This window comes from Candidatus Nitrosocosmicus sp. R, assembly GCF_054408505.1.
On record NZ_CP167090.1, the window covers coordinates 1,273,816 to 1,292,878 of the forward strand.

19 protein-coding genes are annotated in these 19,063 nt (G+C 35.5%); 5 read left to right on the forward strand and 14 right to left on the reverse strand.

The genetic code is table 11. The features are described 5' to 3' along the window. Positions 1-4: 4 nt before the first annotated feature. Both AAGU22_RS06625 and AAGU22_RS06630 read right to left on the reverse strand, forming a co-directional pair. The gene (locus AAGU22_RS06625) at positions 5-808 is read right to left on the reverse strand and encodes an indole-3-glycerol phosphate synthase TrpC (RefSeq protein WP_458721405.1); all 804 of its coding nucleotides are present in this window, start codon (positions 806-808) and stop codon (positions 5-7) included. Between the two features lie 82 nt (positions 809-890). After that, complete coding sequence (locus tag AAGU22_RS06630) at positions 891-1,310, reverse strand: hypothetical protein (protein ID WP_458721406.1); 420 nt, start codon at positions 1,308-1,310, stop codon at positions 891-893. 127 nt (positions 1,311-1,437) lie between these two features. Between AAGU22_RS06630 and AAGU22_RS06635 the strand changes: the two genes are divergently transcribed. Then, complete coding sequence (locus AAGU22_RS06635; RefSeq protein ID WP_458721407.1) at positions 1,438-3,078, forward strand: CTP synthase; 1,641 nt, start codon at positions 1,438-1,440, stop codon at positions 3,076-3,078. Between the two features lie 16 nt (positions 3,079-3,094). Here AAGU22_RS06635 and AAGU22_RS06640 read toward each other — a convergent pair whose 3' ends face one another. Further along, positions 3,095-4,099 (reverse strand): sugar kinase, encoded by a 1,005-nt coding sequence (locus tag AAGU22_RS06640; RefSeq protein ID WP_458721408.1) that lies wholly within the window; start codon positions 4,097-4,099, stop codon positions 3,095-3,097. Between the two features lie 65 nt (positions 4,100-4,164). Continuing rightward, on the reverse strand, positions 4,165-5,076 hold the full coding sequence (locus tag AAGU22_RS06645; RefSeq protein WP_458721409.1) for a PfkB family carbohydrate kinase: 912 nt from the start codon (positions 5,074-5,076) through the stop codon (positions 4,165-4,167). A 90-nt stretch (positions 5,077-5,166) separates the two neighbouring features. Between AAGU22_RS06645 and AAGU22_RS06650 the strand changes: the two genes are divergently transcribed. Further along, entirely contained in the window at positions 5,167-5,454 is a 288-nt protein-coding gene (locus AAGU22_RS06650) for a 30S ribosomal protein S26e (RefSeq protein ID WP_196815891.1), read from the forward strand. 121 nt (positions 5,455-5,575) lie between these two features. Here AAGU22_RS06650 and AAGU22_RS06655 read toward each other — a convergent pair whose 3' ends face one another. Then, positions 5,576-6,817 (reverse strand): CDP-alcohol phosphatidyltransferase family protein, encoded by a 1,242-nt coding sequence (locus tag AAGU22_RS06655; protein WP_458721410.1) that lies wholly within the window; start codon positions 6,815-6,817, stop codon positions 5,576-5,578. A 180-nt stretch (positions 6,818-6,997) separates the two neighbouring features. On the opposite strand from AAGU22_RS06655, the gene AAGU22_RS06660 reads away from it, so the two are divergent. Beyond that, on the forward strand, positions 6,998-7,963 hold the full coding sequence (locus tag AAGU22_RS06660) for an NAD(P)-binding domain-containing protein (RefSeq protein ID WP_458721411.1): 966 nt from the start codon (positions 6,998-7,000) through the stop codon (positions 7,961-7,963). A gap of 8 nt (positions 7,964-7,971) precedes the next feature. Continuing rightward, on the forward strand, positions 7,972-8,616 hold the full coding sequence (locus tag AAGU22_RS06665) for a PIG-L deacetylase family protein (protein WP_458721412.1): 645 nt from the start codon (positions 7,972-7,974) through the stop codon (positions 8,614-8,616). 45 nt (positions 8,617-8,661) lie between these two features. Here AAGU22_RS06665 and AAGU22_RS06670 read toward each other — a convergent pair whose 3' ends face one another. The 3 genes from AAGU22_RS06670 to AAGU22_RS06680 are packed head-to-tail and all read right to left on the reverse strand — an operon-like array spanning position 8,662 to position 12,086. Next, entirely contained in the window at positions 8,662-9,738 is a 1,077-nt protein-coding gene (locus AAGU22_RS06670) for an ATP-grasp domain-containing protein (protein ID WP_458721413.1), read from the reverse strand. Positions 9,739-9,763: 25 nt separating this feature from the next. Next, positions 9,764-11,422, reverse strand: a complete 1,659-nt coding sequence (gene bshC, locus AAGU22_RS06675) for a bacillithiol biosynthesis protein BshC (protein ID WP_458721414.1) — start codon at positions 11,420-11,422, stop codon at positions 9,764-9,766. Positions 11,423-11,468: 46 nt separating this feature from the next. Next, positions 11,469-12,086, reverse strand: a complete 618-nt coding sequence (locus AAGU22_RS06680; protein WP_458721415.1) for a PHP domain-containing protein — start codon at positions 12,084-12,086, stop codon at positions 11,469-11,471. A gap of 122 nt (positions 12,087-12,208) precedes the next feature. Here AAGU22_RS06680 and AAGU22_RS06685 point away from each other — a divergent pair, with 122 nt between their 5' ends. After that, positions 12,209-13,210, forward strand: a complete 1,002-nt coding sequence (locus AAGU22_RS06685) for an ATP-grasp domain-containing protein (protein ID WP_458721416.1) — start codon at positions 12,209-12,211, stop codon at positions 13,208-13,210. Positions 13,211-13,243: 33 nt separating this feature from the next. Here AAGU22_RS06685 and AAGU22_RS06690 read toward each other — a convergent pair whose 3' ends face one another. The 6 genes from AAGU22_RS06690 to AAGU22_RS06715 all read right to left on the reverse strand — a co-directional run bounded on the left by AAGU22_RS06690 (position 13,244) and on the right by AAGU22_RS06715 (position 19,031). Continuing rightward, positions 13,244-13,474, reverse strand: coding sequence for a hypothetical protein (locus AAGU22_RS06690; RefSeq protein ID WP_458721417.1), 231 nt, complete (start codon positions 13,472-13,474; stop codon positions 13,244-13,246). Between the two features lie 47 nt (positions 13,475-13,521). Next, positions 13,522-14,997, reverse strand: coding sequence for a glycosyltransferase family 2 protein (locus AAGU22_RS06695; RefSeq protein WP_458721418.1), 1,476 nt, complete (start codon positions 14,995-14,997; stop codon positions 13,522-13,524). A gap of 160 nt (positions 14,998-15,157) precedes the next feature. Then, on the reverse strand, positions 15,158-15,367 hold the full coding sequence (locus AAGU22_RS06700; RefSeq protein WP_458721419.1) for a hypothetical protein: 210 nt from the start codon (positions 15,365-15,367) through the stop codon (positions 15,158-15,160). 55 nt (positions 15,368-15,422) lie between these two features. Continuing rightward, on the reverse strand, positions 15,423-15,602 hold the full coding sequence (locus AAGU22_RS06705) for a vitamin B12 dependent-methionine synthase activation domain-containing protein (protein WP_458721420.1): 180 nt from the start codon (positions 15,600-15,602) through the stop codon (positions 15,423-15,425). 11 nt (positions 15,603-15,613) lie between these two features. Beyond that, the gene (locus tag AAGU22_RS06710) at positions 15,614-18,025 is read right to left on the reverse strand and encodes a dihydropteroate synthase (RefSeq protein WP_458721421.1); all 2,412 of its coding nucleotides are present in this window, start codon (positions 18,023-18,025) and stop codon (positions 15,614-15,616) included. A gap of 28 nt (positions 18,026-18,053) precedes the next feature. Next, the gene (locus tag AAGU22_RS06715) at positions 18,054-19,031 is read right to left on the reverse strand and encodes a homocysteine S-methyltransferase family protein (RefSeq protein ID WP_458721422.1); all 978 of its coding nucleotides are present in this window, start codon (positions 19,029-19,031) and stop codon (positions 18,054-18,056) included. Positions 19,032-19,063: the final 32 nt, after the last annotated feature.

The window sequence follows — 19,063 nt, forward strand, 5'->3', positions numbered from 1 at the left end:
AAAACTAGCTCTCGACTAATTCTCTTATTTTTTGGCCCATCTCTTTAGATTTCTCCATTAAAGTTGTCCCAATCAAAAATGCATCTGCTCCTGCACTCTTTAGCTTTATGATATCCTTTGGGCCCTTTATACCACTTTCTGAAATCACAATATTGTTACTTTTGGAATTTTCGGATAATATCCGAACTGTCGTGTCCAAATCTACATCTAGTGTACTTAAGTTCCTGTTATTGATACCAATTAGGCTAAAGGGTTTTTTTGATTTACTATTACTCTTTACAGCCTCACTAAACTCAATTTCATCATGAGTCTCTAAGATCACTTCCAGACCGATTTTCTTTGCATACTCGGCCAATGTATCTAGGCTTCCCTCAGTCAAGTTGCTGTCAAAGATTGTCTTTATTAGCAAAATGGAATCGGCCCCGGCTTTTTTTGCAGCTTTGATTTGAACGTCACTTACCATTATGTCTTTCATCAGAATTGGCACAGTAACATGCTTCCTTGCTCTCAAAATATTGCCTATTGATCCATTAAACAAGTATGGCTGAGCTAAAATCGATATACCGATAGCTCCAGCATTTTCCATTGTCGTAGCGATTTCCTCGACATTCATATCATTATAGTCTACTAATGTTCCCTTTGACGGGGATGCATACTTTATCTCGGTTAGGATTGGATTCTGCTTGCATTTAAGAATGTTATTCTGCATGCTCAAACAAGTATGATTGCTATAGTCGCGCTCTCCATAAATTTCGTACATTCCATCGTCAATAGCTTTAAAAGAGTTCTTCACGAGTGTTTTTAGCATGGATTTCGTGCTGGAAAATCTAAGATTATTTGTTGTCATCTTGGTGGGTTAAATTAATGTGGTAGAAATGGTTTACAACCTTTTAACTATAGAAATTGATATATCTATCTTTTATTTTAGTCTCTTTCTGATTCTTCATCACACCAATCAAGATATCAATGCAGGTATTTTCAGTAATTTCACCAAATGCAACTTGGGTGGAGAGAGTTTTCAAATCAAGGTGACTTTCAATGAATGCACTCTTACTTGATAATATTTCTGATTTTTGTATCATTTTTTTCAATCTCAAACTGTGATAATTTATGTGAATTTCGTTTGCTTCTTCATAGTCTACACCATACATATCTGAAATTTTTAAGTTGAGGTTTTTTTCCTTCTCTTTGACTATATCCTCATGTAAAGCATCTATGGCACTCTTCCCTTTAATGGGCTCCCTATTATCAATACCATTTTTGTCATTATCTTTGCCAAAGACATTGTCATTATTTTCAAAAGAATTCATGATGATATACTTATTATATGTGAGATACCATAATAAAACTTTTCATCTTAGTAACATTAATTTTCGCTAAAATAATAATAAACACTTAATTAACATAGATTCAATCTACATTTTCTATAAAGCAATTATGACCAATTCTCCAAAATTTATATTTGTAACTGGGGGAGTAATGTCTGGCTTAGGGAAAGGAATCGTAGCTTCATCTATCGCCAAATTATTACAACTTTGTGGGTTGAAAGTGACTTGCATAAAAATAGATCCTTATTTGAATTATGATGCAGGAACAATGAATCCTCTCACTCACGGTGAGGTGTTTGTTACTGATGATGGGGGTGAATGTGACATGGACATTGGAAACTACGAGCGTTTTCTCAATACGAGTTTAAAATCGAGCCACAATTTGACTGCCGGGCGAATTTTTTCAAATGTGATAGGATTAGAGAGGCAAGGAAAATACCTTGGCCAGTGTGTACAAATAATTCCACACGTTACGGATGAAATAAAAAAACAGTTGAGAAAGATATCCACAGAAGAGAATCTAGAAATTATGGTCGTAGAATGTGGGGGAACGGTTGGAGATATTGAAAGCTTACCTTTTTTGGAAGCATTAAGACAGATGGAGTTGGAAGACGGGTATACAAATACTTTCTTTGTTCACGTAACTTTGGCCCCTGTTCTGGACGCTGTAGGCGAGCAAAAAACAAAGCCTACCCAACATAGCGTACAGGAATTGCGCAGGATAGGCATACAACCTGACTTATTGGCAGTGAGGTGTAGAACTCCATTAACCAAAGAAACGATTAGAAAAATTTCACTTTTTGCTAGTATTCCGACGGATTGTGTAATGTCTAGTCATGATGCACCTTCAATTTATTCTGTTCCAAGAATATTGTATGATCAGGGGATTACGAAAGTAATTTCAAAGAGTTTGAATTTAGATTTATCACCAAGAATTTTGAAATGGAATAAGATTGCCAACTCTTTTCTAAAATTCAATGGGAGTGTGAAAATAGCAATAATTGGAAAATACGTAGAATTGAAAGACAGCTATGTAAGCGTATCACAGGCGGTACTACATGCTGGTGCTAAATTCGCCAAGGAAATAATTATAGATTGGATAGATTCTGAAAAGTTGGAATTCCCTGGTTCTAACAAACATGGTACAAATACTAATTTAAAGATTCTTGAATGCTTAAGGGAATTTAATGGTATTTTGGTTCCCGGAGGATTCGGAAGTAGGGGTAGCGAAGGTATAATTAATTCATGCAATTTTGCAAGGGTCAATGGTGTTCCTTTTTTAGGGATTTGCTTTGGCTTTCAACTGGCAATAGTTGAGTTTGCTAGAAATGTGTGTAAACTAACGGGTGCAAATTCAACAGAAATCAATCCGGAGACTAACAACCCAGTGGTTCTATATATGCCCGAACAAAAACAAATCAAAGCGATGGGAGGTACGATGAGATTAGGGCTTCACAATATTCAAATTGAACCTGGTTCTATTGCTTCAAAAATATATCGAAAAAACATTGTTCAAAAGCGCCATAGACACAGGTATGAGTTTAATCAAAAGTATAGAGATCTGGTAGAAAACAAAGGAATGAAATTTACTGGGTCATCAGATGCAGGAAAAAGGATCGAAATTTTAGAAATACCTAGTCATAAGTTCTTCCTAGGTATTCAGTATCATGGTGAATTTCACAGTCGACCAGGGTTTCCAGAACCTGCATTTGAAAATTTTATAAGAGCAACTCTTGAAAATAAGAAATAACTAAAAATCTTAGATCCTAGATTTTTAGTTCATAAATTTTTTGGCGGGCATCTCTGAGAGATATTTTCTTTTTTACATACCCTCTATTTAACAGGTGAGATAATGATAACCTAATTGTTCTCTCTGGTAACATTGTCTTATTAATTAAATCCTTTTGGGTCATGGCGCCTTCATACTCTAGTGTTTTTAGAATTAGTTTAGCACTTGGTGGCATACGTAAAAGATCTTCAGCGTACTTTACCTTTTTCTCTATTATTCTGGTGGCTGAATAATTGTTATTAAGCGTAATTAACCTAGCAGGAAATTCATGTTTGTTGCATTGTAATTTATCTGTAATCTTTACACGGGATGTTCCATCCAATATTACCTCACAATGGTGACTCGACGTAATGTCTACTATCTCTACAAAACTTTCATCTGACACAATTAGAGGCCTTCTAGTATTGTCCAATGAGTTGACAGATACCACTACAACAACATGTGAATTTTGGAGAACAATTGGACCACCTGCTGACATAGCATATGCGGTGGATCCGATAGGCGTAGCAATAATTACTCCATCACTGTTATCATGCCAAATATCTTTATTGTTTATCCTGAGAAAATGTTCCATCAGGATGGCACTTTTGTTCGAAAAAATTGCTACGTCATTGAGTACAGGTTCTATTTCTTTCCCATCAACCTTAACTGCTAGTCTTTCTTCCTCTCTTATTTCGTAATTACCGGACTTTAGTGAATCCTTTATCGAATCAATACCTTTGACGTCGATCTGGGCAAGAAAACCGGTAGAATTCGATTCATAAAGTCCCAAAACAGGAGCCGACTGCACCGATGTCTTGTGAAAATAATTAAGGATACCACGGTCACCGCCGGGTACCAATACCATATCAACGTCCTTGGCAACATCTTGGTTTGAACTATTCATGATCTGCGTGTGTATGTGTGATTCTTCTAGTGTTTTTACCACTTGGCTTAACATCGTTGAATCTTTACCGGTAAATCCTGACAAAGCAATTCGCATTATAATGAATCTTTGTTTGATTAAGGTAATTTAATAAAGTTTGTTTTTATTTCCAATTTTATCTTCTAATCAACGACCTTAAAATTTATAGTATTATAGAAATAAGACGCAAACCTCTCAATTGAATTCATTCTTTCTGGAACTTTTTGAACTCCCTTCCTTTTTGATTCCAGCGAAGAAATCACGGATCCCGCTCCAAAACAAATCGCCCAAAGCGGGTCTCGTTCTTTTAAATAAGCGCATGTGAATCCAGTAGCAAGAATGTCACCAAGGCCCGTATGATCAGGGCTATCAATTTTTTTAAACTTAATTGTATATACAATATTCTTATGCAAAAAAATAATGCTATTACTACCAGTTGATATTATAAATTCAAGACCAAATTTGTCTCGTAACTTTATCATTCCCTCAATTGAATTAGTTCCTCCGGTAAGAGCCGATAATTCCTCCGGGTCAGCTTTTATGGCCGTCACTCCTTTAAGATCTAAATCAATACTTTTCCTGTTTAGGATTAACCCTTCATTGTTTTTATATCGTAGAAATCCTTGCGGATCAACCATTATGAATTTATCCCCGTAATTTTCCACCACTTTGCGGAGAGTGTCTTGAGAAATTTCTTCAAATATGGGACTCAATAAGAACGCATCACTATCCACAAAATCATTCGCATTAATCTGCGAACAACTTGACAAGAGGAAAAGCTGGCGTCCACTACCCCCATTCAAAATAAGCCTAAATTTTGTTGTAGGGTTTGACTTGTCAATTTGATTTTCGGTTACAACTACGTTGCAATCTCTCAGCAGTTGTAATTTTGGCACAATATCGTTTCCAACTCTAGTAGCAGCAAAAGTATTAAAGTTGAATGTTTTTGCTAATAGAGATCCATAGCAAACTGGTCCTCCCAGACTTTCAGTCTTTTCACCCTCTAGATCTATAATTTCATCTAGGGCCACATGAGAAGCAATGCAGATTTTCATGAATTTTATCTTTCTTAGTTCAAAATTTTAAAGCAACATAATAAGGTTATCATAAGATTTAAAGGATAGAAATAGTTTCAAAATTATTGGATGCCTAAGAAAAGAACCAGCAGGGGAAGAACGAAAGGTGGAAAAGGAAGTTCAGGAACCGTTCATTGCAGTCAATGCGGTGCGATGGTGCCCAGAGATAAAGCAAAGAAAATAACAGGAAGAATCACCCTGGTAGAGCCTCAGTTAGCTAAAGAATTGAAAGCACAAGGTGCTTATATTGCCCCTTCAACAGATGTCAAATTTTATTGTGTTTCCTGCGCAGTACACCGAGGTATAGTAAAAGTAAGATCGGAAAACGATAGACGAAACTCAGGAAAATTAGGCTAGATAATTTTTTTAATACTATAGAGTCTTATTTGTATATTTTAATGAAGAGTGTTTACCAATTAGCAAGTTTCATTGCTTCGGTAATATTTACTTGATTTTTTAAAATAAAAAAATTTTGTTTTTATTGGCTATTTTCAGGTTTCTTATCGTCTTGAGTAGATGAGCTAGATGTTGTATCGTTTTTGCCACTATCAGTTTCACTAGATGAGCTAGATGTTGTATCGTTTTTGCCACTATCAGTAATTTTCTTTGTAAATTTCTTATAAATCTCATCCTCACCTTCTTGCTCAAGACCAAAAATAATATCAGCAAGATTTCTTCCTGTTTCGTTTGGATCAGTCTGATCTAAATATTGAGCTTTTGTAGTTGTTGTTGATGATGATGGTGGAGGTGGGGCTTTTGTAGTTGTTGTTGATGATGATGGTGGAGGTGATGTTGTAGTTGTTGTTGATGATGATGGTGGAGGTGATGTTGTAGTTGTTGTTGATGATGATGGTGGAGGTGATGTTGTTGTGGTTGATGATGATGGTGGTGGAGGTGGGGCTTTTGTAGTTGTTGTTGTGGTTGATGATGACTTGGAAGTTTTGTCTGGAGTTGTCATTTTCTTATTATCGGGTTTTTCTAAATAATCATTAACATTCTTGGTGATTTTTGATAATGAAGTTGGTGGTTCATTAATTCTGGATGTAATAGTACCAGATGAAGCCTCATATTCATGGTTTCTGCTGGACATATCTTTGAATGTTTGTACTGAAAACAGAGGTGTCCCGAACTTTGTAGAGACTATTTTTAATCTCTCAAGTACAGTTACAGCTGCTAAGATTGAAATAATCCATAGGGCTACAGATATGTTTTCTTGGAACGGTATAAAACCAAGAACCACAATGATGATTATTCTTTCGGCTCTCTCTGCAATGCCTTTTCCTTTTAGGTCTACGCCTAACCCTTCACCTCGGGCTCTTGTATAGCTAACTAACAATGAAAGCGAAAGAGCAATTAGAACAAGCACTGGGTTTGTAAAACTGCCTATTAGGATACCTGTAAATATGATTATTTCAGATACCTTGTCCAAAACTGAATCGAGATATCCACCTAATGCCGAAGTTCTCTTTGTTACCCGGGCAACCGCTCCGTCTACGACATCAAAGAAGCCTGCTAAAAGTAGGAATAAACTACCTAAGAATGTAGCAGTATACCAATCCACTCCAATCGCAGGTGAATGTAAAGAAAACATAATAGCTGATATTATTGAAAGACCTAAACCTACCCATGTCCAGAAGCTCGGTCCAAAACCTAAACTTGCAAATCCTCTCCCTACCTTCTCAATTATAGGATCAAATCTATTTCTTAAGTTGTTAAGCACGTAATAATTTGACCCGTGTCGTAATATATAACCTTTTACTATTTTATATTCCGGCGTATATTCTACCCTTCCAATTTCTATTGATTCCAGAATTAAAATAATATAATATTATTGAGAAATTTATTTCGTGCTGAATGTATCTTAATTCTTTAATAATTTATGATTTGACTATGACTATATTTGTCCAACGAAAATAAGTCAAAAAATTTATCGTTTACACGCAACAAAGTAGTTATCATAGGACTTGGCCAACTTGGTCTTCCAGTTGCAAAATATGTTAAAGAACATGGTTTTGATACTTATGGATATGATATAAATCAAAAAACCATGCAATCAGCTGAAGCCAACTATGGAATAAAGCAAGCATCCAACTTTGGTGATTTTGACGTACTAATTATCTGTGTATCTACACATAGACCAGATGATATGTTTACACCACAAGTAGATGGTTTGATGTCTGTAGTTGAAAAGTTATCTAGAGAAGCTAAAACAGGCGCACTAATATCAATTGAAAGCACAATACCAAAAGGTACATCTAAAAAAGTATTTGAAAAAGTAGACCACAGACTACACGTTGTACATGCACCACATAGATGGTATGCATTAGAAGAAGAGGTTCACGGTGTTAATCAATTACGTATTGTAGGAGGTGTGAGCAACTGCTGCTTGCAACACGGTCTTAACTTTTATGATGGACGGGAAGTGGTATCCCAGACAACAGAAACAACAAAGGCTGAATTAACAGCTGGGATAAAAACTCTATCAATTCCAATGCATCCAGTATCGTCAGTTGAAGTAGCAGAACTAACAAAAATAGTAGAAAATGCTCATAGATATCTTCAAATAGCATTTGCAGAAGAGCTTTATCTCTATTGCAAGTCTAACAGTATCAGTTTTTCTGAATTACGTGAATCACTCAATACAAAATGGAATGTAGAAGTTCTAGAACCTAGGGATGGAATAGGAGGTCATTGTCTTCCCAAAGATACAAGAATGTTTATCAATTCATCTAACACAATAAGAAGCAAAATACTTCAAGCAGCCATGGAGATTGATGAGGACTATAGAGAATATTTCCAAAATGCTAAGGAACTTAATAAATCCTGTGAAGAAAAAGACTGTGAAATCATAAAAGCACTAAGATGAATTAACTAATGTTAAATGATGCAAAAAGTGAAAATATTCTAGTTTTTGGTGCTCATCCTGATGATTTGGAGATAGGAATGGGAGGAACCGTAGCAAAGCTATCTAGACTCGGTTATAAGGTGAAATTAGTAGTTGCCACTTTACCTAATTTTACTCAAAGTGATAAAAAAGACGAGAGGAGAATGGAAGCAGTAAGATCCTCAAAGGTAATGGGATGTCCTGAGCCAGACTTCCTAGACCTTCCTCCAGGAGAAATGACTCATAGCAGAAAACTAATTGGAATAATGGACAAGTACATGATTGATTATAAACCCGTAGCAGTATTTACTCAATGGATAGGCGATTCACATCAAGACCACCAAGCACTTACCAAATCTGTCATTTCAGGAAGCAGAGATACTACCGACTTGTATATGTATGAAACGACAATCCCAGGAGGAATCACAGAACAAGCATTTAGACCACAGTTATTCATAGATGTATCTGACTATATGGAACCAAAAAAATCAGCTCTAAAGTGCTTTGAATCTCAACAATTAAGATGTGGTCCGATTTGGATCGATGCAATAGAAGGTCGAGCTGCATTCAGGGGATACCAACTAAATTGCAAGTACGCTGAAGCCTTCGAAGTAATCCGAATTTCAAAGTGGTAATTTTTTACAATTTTTAAAAACTATTTGTAAATATTAGTAATGCTGTTAGAAATAGTCTACAATTGAAGAGTTTAATGTTTTGACAGATTTTTTTTGCAATAAGACTCTTTCATATTTTTTCTTATCAATGTAAGTTTCGTTCCAATATCTAAAACAAACAAGCGATTTATGATCCAGGGTTTTTATGTCTTCATTAAATAAAACATTTCTGACCATTATGTCAGGCTCATTTATTCCCGCCACTGTTCTCATTGGACCAGAGGCTGAAAATCGAGGATTAATTTCTATGATCTTGACCTTATTGTCATCCACATCTATTCGAGATTGAATATTTAGTGGGCCAAAAGTTCTTAATTTCTTTGCTATCTGATTGCATACTTTCGTAACTTTGGGATATTTGTCTATAAACGCCTTATAGGTTTGACCGTGTTTTAGAACTTTCTTAAGCGTTATCGTGGACATGATCTGATTTTTTTCCTTGCCTAGAGTCAACCCGGTCGTATATTCATTTGCATCACCTTTTAGATATTTCTGGATCATCGGTTTCCACCCTGTCTGAGTTATTGCCTTACAGGCAAATTCTAACTCTTCAATAGAGTTGACGATCTGAAATAGCTTCGAGCCAAATCCCTCTCGAGGTTTTACCACTAGTGGAAATCTATAGTCCTTCATAAAGTCGTATATCTCATGGTGCAAACAAGTTGGAATGAAATTCAGATTATTTTCTTGTAAAAATTCATTTGTCCTGTATTTATCTCGACACAATTCCACTACTTGTGGTTGACTCGTAATCACTATTGCACCGGTTTTCTCCTCAATAAGATCTTTATTTTTACATAATACAGGCAGTTCTACATCTGATCCTATAAACAGAACTTGAATTTTGTTTCTATTACACAAATTTACGATTGATTTTAAATATTCTTTAGCCGTTGGTTTTGGGATAAGGGAGAATTTGTGCGCCCTATATAGGCCGGAGGCCTCATAATTGATATCTGTTGCTAGGATTTTGTATTCATGTCCTTTAAGCCTCGAATACTTATTATGATATTTCAATGATTTGATTATGCCTTGTGCTACTATTCCACCGGCTGAGGTAACGACAATATTAATGGTTTTCATCGGACTAATAATTTTAAATGATTTATCAGTTTAGCAGCACTGGTTTAGTCAAATCATTATTATTAACCAAATTGTGAGACCATTCGTGCTCGATATGTTCCATCTCCATATTAACGGCATAATCGATTATACAAGATTTTAATTTCAATGCATTTTTAGATTTTTGAACGTTCTTTATGACTTCCTTAATTTTTCTTTGTTCTTGTTTATAGTAAAATAAATTGTTTAAGAGACCATGTAATTGTTCTTTATTCTTATAAATTTCATTTCGCCTAGATATCAGGGGTTCGATTTTTTTCCTCAACTCATCATTCTTATAATTGATATCAATGAAGAACTCAGACATACTAGATATATTGTTCTCCTCTAAATATTTTGATGCTTCTCTTTGGGCAATCCCTGTAAAAACATCGTTCCCTGCCCAGAGCATCATAGCGGGCAACCTTATCTGCATTTCATCAAAGACTTTCTTTCCTACAATCGTATATCCTATGCTACCACCAGTACCTGAGATATAGCCAGAAATAGCCAATTCTCTCGATAATAGAAGCAAGATTGGGATTGCTCGTGGAGAAACCATATCGATCTTGTTCTCTGGTATTGAGACCTTTCCATTCGTGCCAATTGATAATGATAAATTTTTCTTGCACGATATGCATTTACCGATTAGTACAATTTCTCCATTATCCTTCCTGCTTATTTTAGAGGAAGCCTTGCTGCCACAATCACAGTGTAACCATAAGGGAGAATGCTTATTTAGGTTGGCGCTTACCCCAGTATATATTCCATGTTCTCTAAAATAAGTTTCTGATATCTCTAATGATCTTAGATAATTTTCATTTTCAGATAAAAGGAAGTTGTATCCCCTTTGAAATACTCGAGAAAGATCTGATAGATTTACAAATAATGTTTTATAATTCCAAAAATTATTGGCGATCTTTGACATGATAATTGAATTGAATTCAGAATAATTATCAGCCAGTAAAAACGCATCCTCAACTATATTCCAGAACTTTTGGAATCTGTCATACAAACCCTTAACTTCAGACTTTGACAAATCCTTGTTATTTTTTATCCAATTGTATATCTGATTTTCCCAATAATTTATTAAGGAACGAGTCGGTGAGTCAGTCTTACTTGAGATCTTCCATCTTTTTGAATCGTTGATTGGATATCTTAAATCAAGTACTCCGGTGGCATTTCTTATACTAGGCAATTTTGCCACATGCATCCATTTATCATCCATAAAATCATGATCAACTATCAAAAACAGGGGAACGATAGTGTGATTTTCCCTTTTGGAGTGATTCGCAAGTGACTCTAATAATACTATTTTCTTAAACACCCCACTAAATGCAAATAAATTGGGCTGGTGAATTCCAACGATAATTTTTAATCTTTCATCTGATAAAGCATCAATTTGGTTTATTATCTTCTCATTAAGAGTTCCTGCCTTTGCGTGAAAATTTGCTGTAGCTTTTCTGAGAAGTTTACGATTTGAGCCAATAAATTCATCTGTTTTAGGTACTGGATTTTCGCTCAAAATATCAACTGCTTCGTCGAACTTTGACGGGATGGATTGTACAAACTTGCTAATATCTGAATCTGAAGAATTCAGATATCTGGAGAATATTGCACTTAATTTACTGTCACCGTCAATAGTGGCTACCGTATTACTTCCCAAACCTTTTAATCATTAATATCTATTTAAGTTTCTTTTTAACTATATCTTATTTCTCTTCTATAAGATTTACCAAATTCTTTATTCTATTAAAATTACCTATATCATTAATGGCATGTGCATCGCTACCTAGATGGAATTCTACACCGAATTCTTTAAAAATTTTCAAAAATTCTATGGGTGGCCGTACATATTTTGAATTAATTTCTATTTTTTTCCCATTAACTACTACCAATTCCGCTAAATTTCTTAATTCAGATTCATTTACTTTAAAATCAATCTCTGGAGCGAGATGCCCAATTACATCCACATTAGGATTTTTTATTGCATTAATTAACGCTCCGTACCATTTTTCCTTGGTGTATTTTGTGTGAAAACTAGCGATGATAAAATACTCGTTGTTTAAGTACTCTGCTGGGCAATCAACTTCACCGTCTGCTAATATCTTGGCCTCAAATCCTCTGAGGATCTTGATTTTAGTCTTTGGGATGTAGTAGTTTATTTCATCGATATACTTTTTCGTCCAATCAGAATTTTTTCGTACGTGCTCTGTAATAGCTATCCTTTCTAAGCCTACAGACTCTGATTTATCTATAATATTAGGTATGGTTAAATCCTTTGAAGAATGGTCATTATAGTTACAATGTATATGCAAATCTTCTTTCATGTTTAGCATCATAATTTTATCTGAAAAAGTTATGCAAATATATTTTATAATTTTTCTTAGTTAAAACGTTCAAAAATATTTATATCATTAACAAATTTAACTCTATTAAAAACGGATGCCCATTGCGTAGAAAAATATCCACAGTATTGATTCCCGGTGCTTCTGCACCTGCTGGAATAAATACGATAAAATCATTGAGATTATCAGATTTTAAGGGCAAAATATTATCTACGGACTCTAACAGTTTATCTGCAGGTTTTTATTTATCTGACTACTATGAGGTGATACCAGAAGCTGAAGCAGAAGATTATTTGGAAGTGCTGCTTAACATAATCGACAAATATAACATAGAAATTTTAATGCCATCGTCAGGTTACGATATTTTTCCATTCAGTGAATTCAAATCTAAATTGAAAAAACATGGGGTGATTCCCGTCGTGAGTGACCGAAAAATTTTGGAAATTTGTAGAGACAAGATATACACATTTAATCATTTGAACAAATTTTTCAATCTACCCTTTACCACGTTAGATCCAAATGAAATTGATACTTATCCGGTTATTGCAAAGCCTCGTTTTGGAAAGGGCAGTAGGGATGTAATTCAGGTAAACGATGAGCAAGAAAAAAAATACATTTGCTCTAAATTCCCAAATATGATCTACCAAGAATTTTTGCCAGGAGATGAATATACAATTGATGTCATGAGTGATCTGGACGGCGACCCGATAATATCTGTTCCACGTGTAAGGTTGCAGACAAAAAGTGGTATTTCAACAAAAGGTAAGATTATTCTTGATAAAGAATTAATTGAAGAATCCATGAGGATAGTGAAAAAACTTAAAATTATTGGACCCTCTTGCGTTCAAATGAAAAAAGACAAGACAGATCAATTCAAGTTGGTAGAAATAAATCCTCGGCTTGGCGGGGGTACAATTTTTACAACTTTGGCCGGTGCCAACTTCCCTAAAATGGTTTTGGATTTGGTCGAAGGAAAAAAAATAGATCCTCCAAAGATATCTGAAATTACTGTATTAAGATACTTTGAAGAAATTGTTTTGGATGAAAGAAACAAGATTAACTACAGCGGAAAAGACCTTCTAGCAAGTAATCCATGTCGTATATGATTGAAGAAATTGTTTTGGATGAAAGAAACAAGATTAACTACAGCGGAAAAGACCTTCTAGCGAGTTATGCATGTCGTACATGATTTTGTCTATTGCTCCTGTTGAATTTTGAAGTGTATCAATTTGAAAGTATTGGCCTGTAGCCTCTAGTATCTGGCAAGGCCACAATCCGGTCAGATTCATTAGTATAACACAGAAACCTATTGTCATTGCTAAAGCGACTATAACTACATCCGTATATTTAAATTCAATTTTTGATTTCAAACTTGTTCCCTTATTTAATTTGTTCTAGAAATTTGAAAGTGCACCCATCATCTCCAACCAGTTTTCTTAATGGTAATTGCAGCGTAAATTAAGAGCCAAGTATAAACATAGGTCGACAAAAGCTGGAAAAAAGGCCTATAGACCCAATTCTTGTCGCCTGGGTTTCTCAGTCTGAAATCAACACCATAAATCATCCCAGTAAACAATACTCCCGCAAACCAGACAATAGGAGTTATAAAGTCACCGGCAAGGGGCATAAATATGACAGTCGTCGCCACAATATAAGGCCTGATAAATTTCATTGAAGTTTGTAAATAGTATAAAAGTGCTACATAAAATGGCCTCTTCCAAAAAATACCTCCAGCAGCAAATAAACTTCTTATAAAACTCTTCCTCCATCTAACCTGTTGTTTTATTAATGAATCAAGTGTTGGTGGAACTCCAATATTTACCCTTATCCTTTGCGAATACAGAACCTTCCAATATCCGTGGACATCTTGATTAGATTCATCTAGACCATTCTCGTTCTCTAACATATTTTCGGACATAGAACTCTTGGCAGTACCCTCAGCGTTGAGGATTGGAATCTGGGCATATTGTTGGCTGGTTGATATGTTAGAAATCTTTGGAGGTCGAGTCGACAAAACATAGGCCGTCATTCTTCTATCTGTTGCAAATTTGAACTCCATACCTAGGAATCTGTCTCGTGCCCATAGAGGAATAAAATCTTGTATAGCAACCCGTCTATAGAAACTAAGTGATCCCGCACAACAACTAACGGAATAAAAAACGGTTTCCATCCCTTTTTGTGCCCTGCAAGCCCCATCGGCGTAGACGTCTTGCATTTTCTCAAGAAAGTGATCCCGAAATCCTCCAGTGTGTCTGTTTTTAACTCGTCCATGTCCAGTGAGGGCCCCTACTTGTTTATCTGAGTAAAAAATCTGCACAGCCTTTTCAGTTGCATCAGCAGCCATGTCACAATCACTATCCATGAAAGCGTAAATCTCGCCGCGCGCAATCTTGCTAGCGGCCTCTATAGCCTTTTTCTTTCCAAGGCTTTCCTTAAGATGTACTATTCTCAGGTTAACTGTTTTGTTTTTATCCTTAATCGTGTCTAGAATCTCACCAGTCTTATCCGTACTACCGTCGTCTATGACGATTATTTCCTTATTCTTATAAGTTTGGTCAATGCATGACTGTATACATGTACTAATGTCGGCTTCCTCATTTTTTACAGGGACTACAATAGATACCAGCGGTTTTTCGTTCTCAGGAATTACCTTATCGAAATTTTTAATGTATGGGTCTTTATACCGAAAATACGAAATTAATAAAATATTAAATAAAATAAATGAAGTTAAAATGCTGTAGATACCTACTCCCAGGTCTATCACATATATGGTCAAATAAATTTTAGTGAATAGAATTACCAGGACGGATGATAAGAGTAATACCCTAACAAACCATCTTTTATTATCCAATTCCTTTGTATTAATGAAATTAGTTGGATTACTCAAAGCCAAACATTAAATCAACTCGTCGATAGATTAGTTGAAATAAAGATGTTTATTACTTTTTTCATATTAGCTTCTTAGAATTGGTTATATGAGATTCTTATAGTAGAAAGATAAGCAACAGAAAAAGGATGATGTAAAAATAGTTCTAAGGTAATCAGAGTATTGTCTAATTCCATCTCAATCTTTCATTATCTCTGTCCTCCTTGGAAGATTTTTTCCAATCTTTGTAGTGATTCCTACATAAATATACGCGCTTTTTTGAATTATCAAAATCTAAATCTTGTGACATTTTAGCCTTTGCCAAACTCATTGATCTATCCGCAGTCTCTTCGCAACTTAAGACACTGCAGGTAATTCCCTTCTCTACCTTTCCCATTAAAAAGCAAAAGCCATTATAATATAATAAAGTTAATGGAAAATTTGACAGCAGCTTATAATGTAAAGTATTGAGCCACTGGATTATGTACGACTATAGCAGCAGTAGAGAATTCAGGATCAATTTGTCCACTTTCAGTTAGAGTCATTCCACTAATTGAAGGATTCAATAATTTCCATACCATGAAATGTTGGGTTATATCTGGACAACTTGGATAACCCCAACTGTACCTCAATCCACCTACCTTTAACCCCACTCTTCCTTGATTTTATAATTTACCCAATCTGCTAAAGCTTCAGTCGTTTCCACTGCCAACCCGTGTAGGTAGTAGGCATCAGTATAACGACCTTGTTTATTCCATTCATCTATTGTTTCAGCAACTTTATTTCCCATTGTTACTGACTGAAATGCAACTACATCATCGGATTCTGAATCAAAATAATCTGCAAGACATAAATGTGAAGAATTGCTAGACCTGGGGAATTCAAACGTTAGTTCTGAATCAATCTTAGTACCGTCGTGGTATTTTACTGCGAGGCTATTGTTTCCTACCTTTCGACATCGAAAATAAGAATAAACTGCGTGAGGATCAAATAATTTCTCCTTTACAACTTTGACCTTCCATTCTTTAAGTAGTTCTTCAAACTCGTCTTTCAATTCCGTAGCTTTTTTTCCCCTCAATCCCCACGACAAGACAAAAAGGGATTTCTTATTCAAGTATTGCCATATTTCTTTGAGCGGAAGGTCATTATTCTCTAGTCTGGTTACAAAATTAAATTTGGGAGGTACAGGTTTATCTCTTACTGGTTTCACGCTGCTTAATATTTTACTTAAATCTTGCGCATTGGTAGCCTCGTTATATTTTCTTTCTTTCCAACTTGATAGTTTTTCCAACCATTTATTCATGTACTCTTCTTTACTACCGCTCATCAGATTATTCATCACCTTCAGTCCTTCAAAGGCAGTTTTGCAGTAAAATATTCCAGCTTTGTAAATATTGCCATCCCCCTTTGCTATCCTATTAATGTAATCGCTATTAATTGCAGCACCACCGCATAAAACTGGAATGTCCATCTTATTCTCTCGCAAAAATTCTGAGAAAAGCTGCATTTGTTTTGATGTCGAAACCAATAACGCCGATAATCCCACAGCATCCGCGTTTACTTCTTTAATCTTGTTTACGATACTAGGAATTGGAACCTGTTTCCCTAAATCAAAAACTTCGTAGCCATTGTTAACCAATATTGTCTTTACTAAATTTTTTCCTATATCATGTACATCGCCATATACAGTACACAGGACGATTTTTCCTTTGCTAATTCCCTCTTGTTTTATCAGGTATTTCTCTAGCTCCAAAACTGCAGCCTTCATACATTCGGCCGATTTTAGAACGAAAGGCAGGATCAATTCTCCAGCGCCAAATTTATCTCCCACTTCTTTCATTGCAGGAAGAAGAACTTCATTTAGTGTTTCTACTGAGGCCTCATGTAATTTTTCTTTATTACCTGAAAGTGTTTTCCTCATCGTACCGTTTTCCGATAATTCGTCTAGTATAGAAAAATCATCTTTCGATGAAATTCTCTCTGAAATAGATAAAACTACATCGTTTTCAATTCCATCTTTTAGTCTATTAACAATTCTAAAATAGCACTTTTTACCTGCATCCCAACTTGCATCCATTTCCATTAAATTGTTCTGTTTTTGGATACCTGTGGATGCTGATGCTGTTCCTGTCCCATCAGTAGAATTATAGGAACTAAAGTAAGAAATCAATTCAGACAATGCATTATTATTGTTATTAAAAATAAGATCTTCGCAAATCCCTTTCTCCCTAGAATTGATTTGAGGGTATGGTATGATATCTTTAGGATTAATTATCACAGTATCGAGACCACTTTTTATTGCGTGATACAAGAAAACTGAGTTGAGATATTTTCTAGCTAGCGGCGATAATCCGAAGCTTACGTTACTTAATCCCAGCGTCGTCAAAGACTTTGGATATTTTTCTTTTACGAATTTTATTCCATCTAGAGTATGAGCAGCAGATGCGACATATTCTTCCTCACCTGTTGCTAACGTAAATGTTAATACATCAAAAATTAACTGCCATGGTTTTAGACCCACTTCAATTGCTTTGTCATGCAAAATTCCTGCAACTTCTAATTTTTCCTGTCTAGTTTTTGCCATCCCATTGGGTCCTATGCACATCGAAACCGCAGGTGCTCCGTATTTCTTCATCAGCGGAGTAATATCATTAAATCTACTCCCATCGCCTTCTAGATTAATTGAATTAATTATAGGTACTCCAGGAATTTGCTTGAGGGCAGTAGCAATAACTTTTGAATCCGTTGAATCAATTACCAATGGTGCCTCTATTTCTAAACTAAGCCTCTTGACAATTTTTTGCATGAAATCCTGTTCATCCGACCGTTCTGTTGTTGCAACACATACATCTAAACAGTGTGCGCCATCCTCAACCTGGTATCTCGCTAACTCAATTAATCCGTCAAAGTCATTCTCGAGTACCATTTTCTTGGCTTTCTTTGATCCTTGAGAATTCAGGCGCTCTCCAATGATTAATGGACGGGGATTTTGATGGAGTTCCAAAGAAGTTAATGCAGAAGATACTTTTGGTTTTTCATTGTAAATTTTTTTCATATTAATTACCTGTCTAGATTATCAGAATTTAGGTAGCAGTTCCGTCTTCAAGGGATAAACTTACAGGGGTTTTATTCCTTGAGTTAAGCATGGAGTGTAAATGCTTTATATGATCTACTGAAGTACCACAGCACCCGCCGATTATTTTTAACCTTTCATATTTATTCACGAATTCGGAAAGTTTTAGAGTGATTTCTTGCGGAGTCATCAAGTATTTAGCCATACCATTTTCATTCACTGGCATTCCAGCATTGGGCATGACTAAGATGGGTAACTCATCTTGTTCGCATAACCATTGCACGCTAGGTGTCATTTCCATGGGTCCTGTAGAACAATTTAAGCCAAATACGTCGATATCTAAATTACTTAAAGTTGTATATGCTGCCTGTACACTTGATCCAAGTAACATTTTCCCATATTGGTCTAGGGTTACGTTGGTAATTACCGGCAAAGTCTTTTCTAACTTGTTCATAGCACGAAAGCAGCTTTCAACAGCAAGTTTCATCTCTAGCACATCTTGTCCTGTTTCAATTAGGAGGGCATCACAACCTCCAATTATCAGTCCCTGAGCTTGAACAAAAAATGCTTCTTCGATTTCTCCCAATGAAATATTACCCAGATCCGAATCGTTTGAGCTAGGTAAATATCCTGATGGACCCATCGAACCGATTACATAAACTTCACGACCTGTCTCTGTAGCCGATTCTTTAACAAGTTTTGCTCCTTGAACATTAAAATCGATGGTCTTATCCCCCTGCCCATATTCATCTAATTTAAGTTTGTTGCTACCAAAAGTATTGGTTTCGATACAATCACTGCCTGCTTTGATGTAGCTCTTATGGATCGTCTTTATCCAATCAGGACGGGTAAAATTCAAACTATCGTTAAATCCCTCCTTATTATTGAGAAAATCGTTTTCTCTAGGTTCGTATTTTTGGATTTCTGTACCCATTGCACCATCAAATAAAAGAACTTTAGTCGCTAAGTCATTAAGAAAGCCATTCAATATTATTATTATTTTATTTAAGACTTTATTTG

Excerpts from the sequence above, each read along its gene's own strand:
- AAGU22_RS06625 (WP_458721405.1), bottom strand. The coding sequence starts at position 808 with ATGCTAAAAACACTCGTGAAGAACTCTTTTAAAGCTATTGACGATGGA.
- AAGU22_RS06630 (WP_458721406.1), bottom strand. The coding sequence starts at position 1,310 with ATGAATTCTTTTGAAAATAATGACAATGTCTTTGGCAAAGATAATGAC.
- AAGU22_RS06635 (WP_458721407.1), top strand. The coding sequence starts at position 1,438 with ATGACCAATTCTCCAAAATTTATATTTGTAACTGGGGGAGTAATGTCT.
- AAGU22_RS06640 (WP_458721408.1), bottom strand. The coding sequence starts at position 4,099 with ATGCGAATTGCTTTGTCAGGATTTACCGGTAAAGATTCAACGATGTTA.
- AAGU22_RS06645 (WP_458721409.1), bottom strand. The coding sequence starts at position 5,076 with ATGAAAATCTGCATTGCTTCTCATGTGGCCCTAGATGAAATTATAGAT.
- AAGU22_RS06650 (WP_196815891.1), top strand. The coding sequence starts at position 5,167 with ATGCCTAAGAAAAGAACCAGCAGGGGAAGAACGAAAGGTGGAAAAGGA.
- AAGU22_RS06665 (WP_458721412.1), top strand. The coding sequence starts at position 7,972 with ATGTTAAATGATGCAAAAAGTGAAAATATTCTAGTTTTTGGTGCTCAT.
- AAGU22_RS06670 (WP_458721413.1), bottom strand. The coding sequence starts at position 9,738 with ATGAAAACCATTAATATTGTCGTTACCTCAGCCGGTGGAATAGTAGCA.
- AAGU22_RS06680 (WP_458721415.1), bottom strand. The coding sequence starts at position 12,086 with ATGAAAGAAGATTTGCATATACATTGTAACTATAATGACCATTCTTCA.
- AAGU22_RS06700 (WP_458721419.1), bottom strand. The coding sequence starts at position 15,367 with ATGGGAAAGGTAGAGAAGGGAATTACCTGCAGTGTCTTAAGTTGCGAA.
- AAGU22_RS06710 (WP_458721421.1), bottom strand. The coding sequence starts at position 18,025 with ATGAAAAAAATTTACAATGAAAAACCAAAAGTATCTTCTGCATTAACT.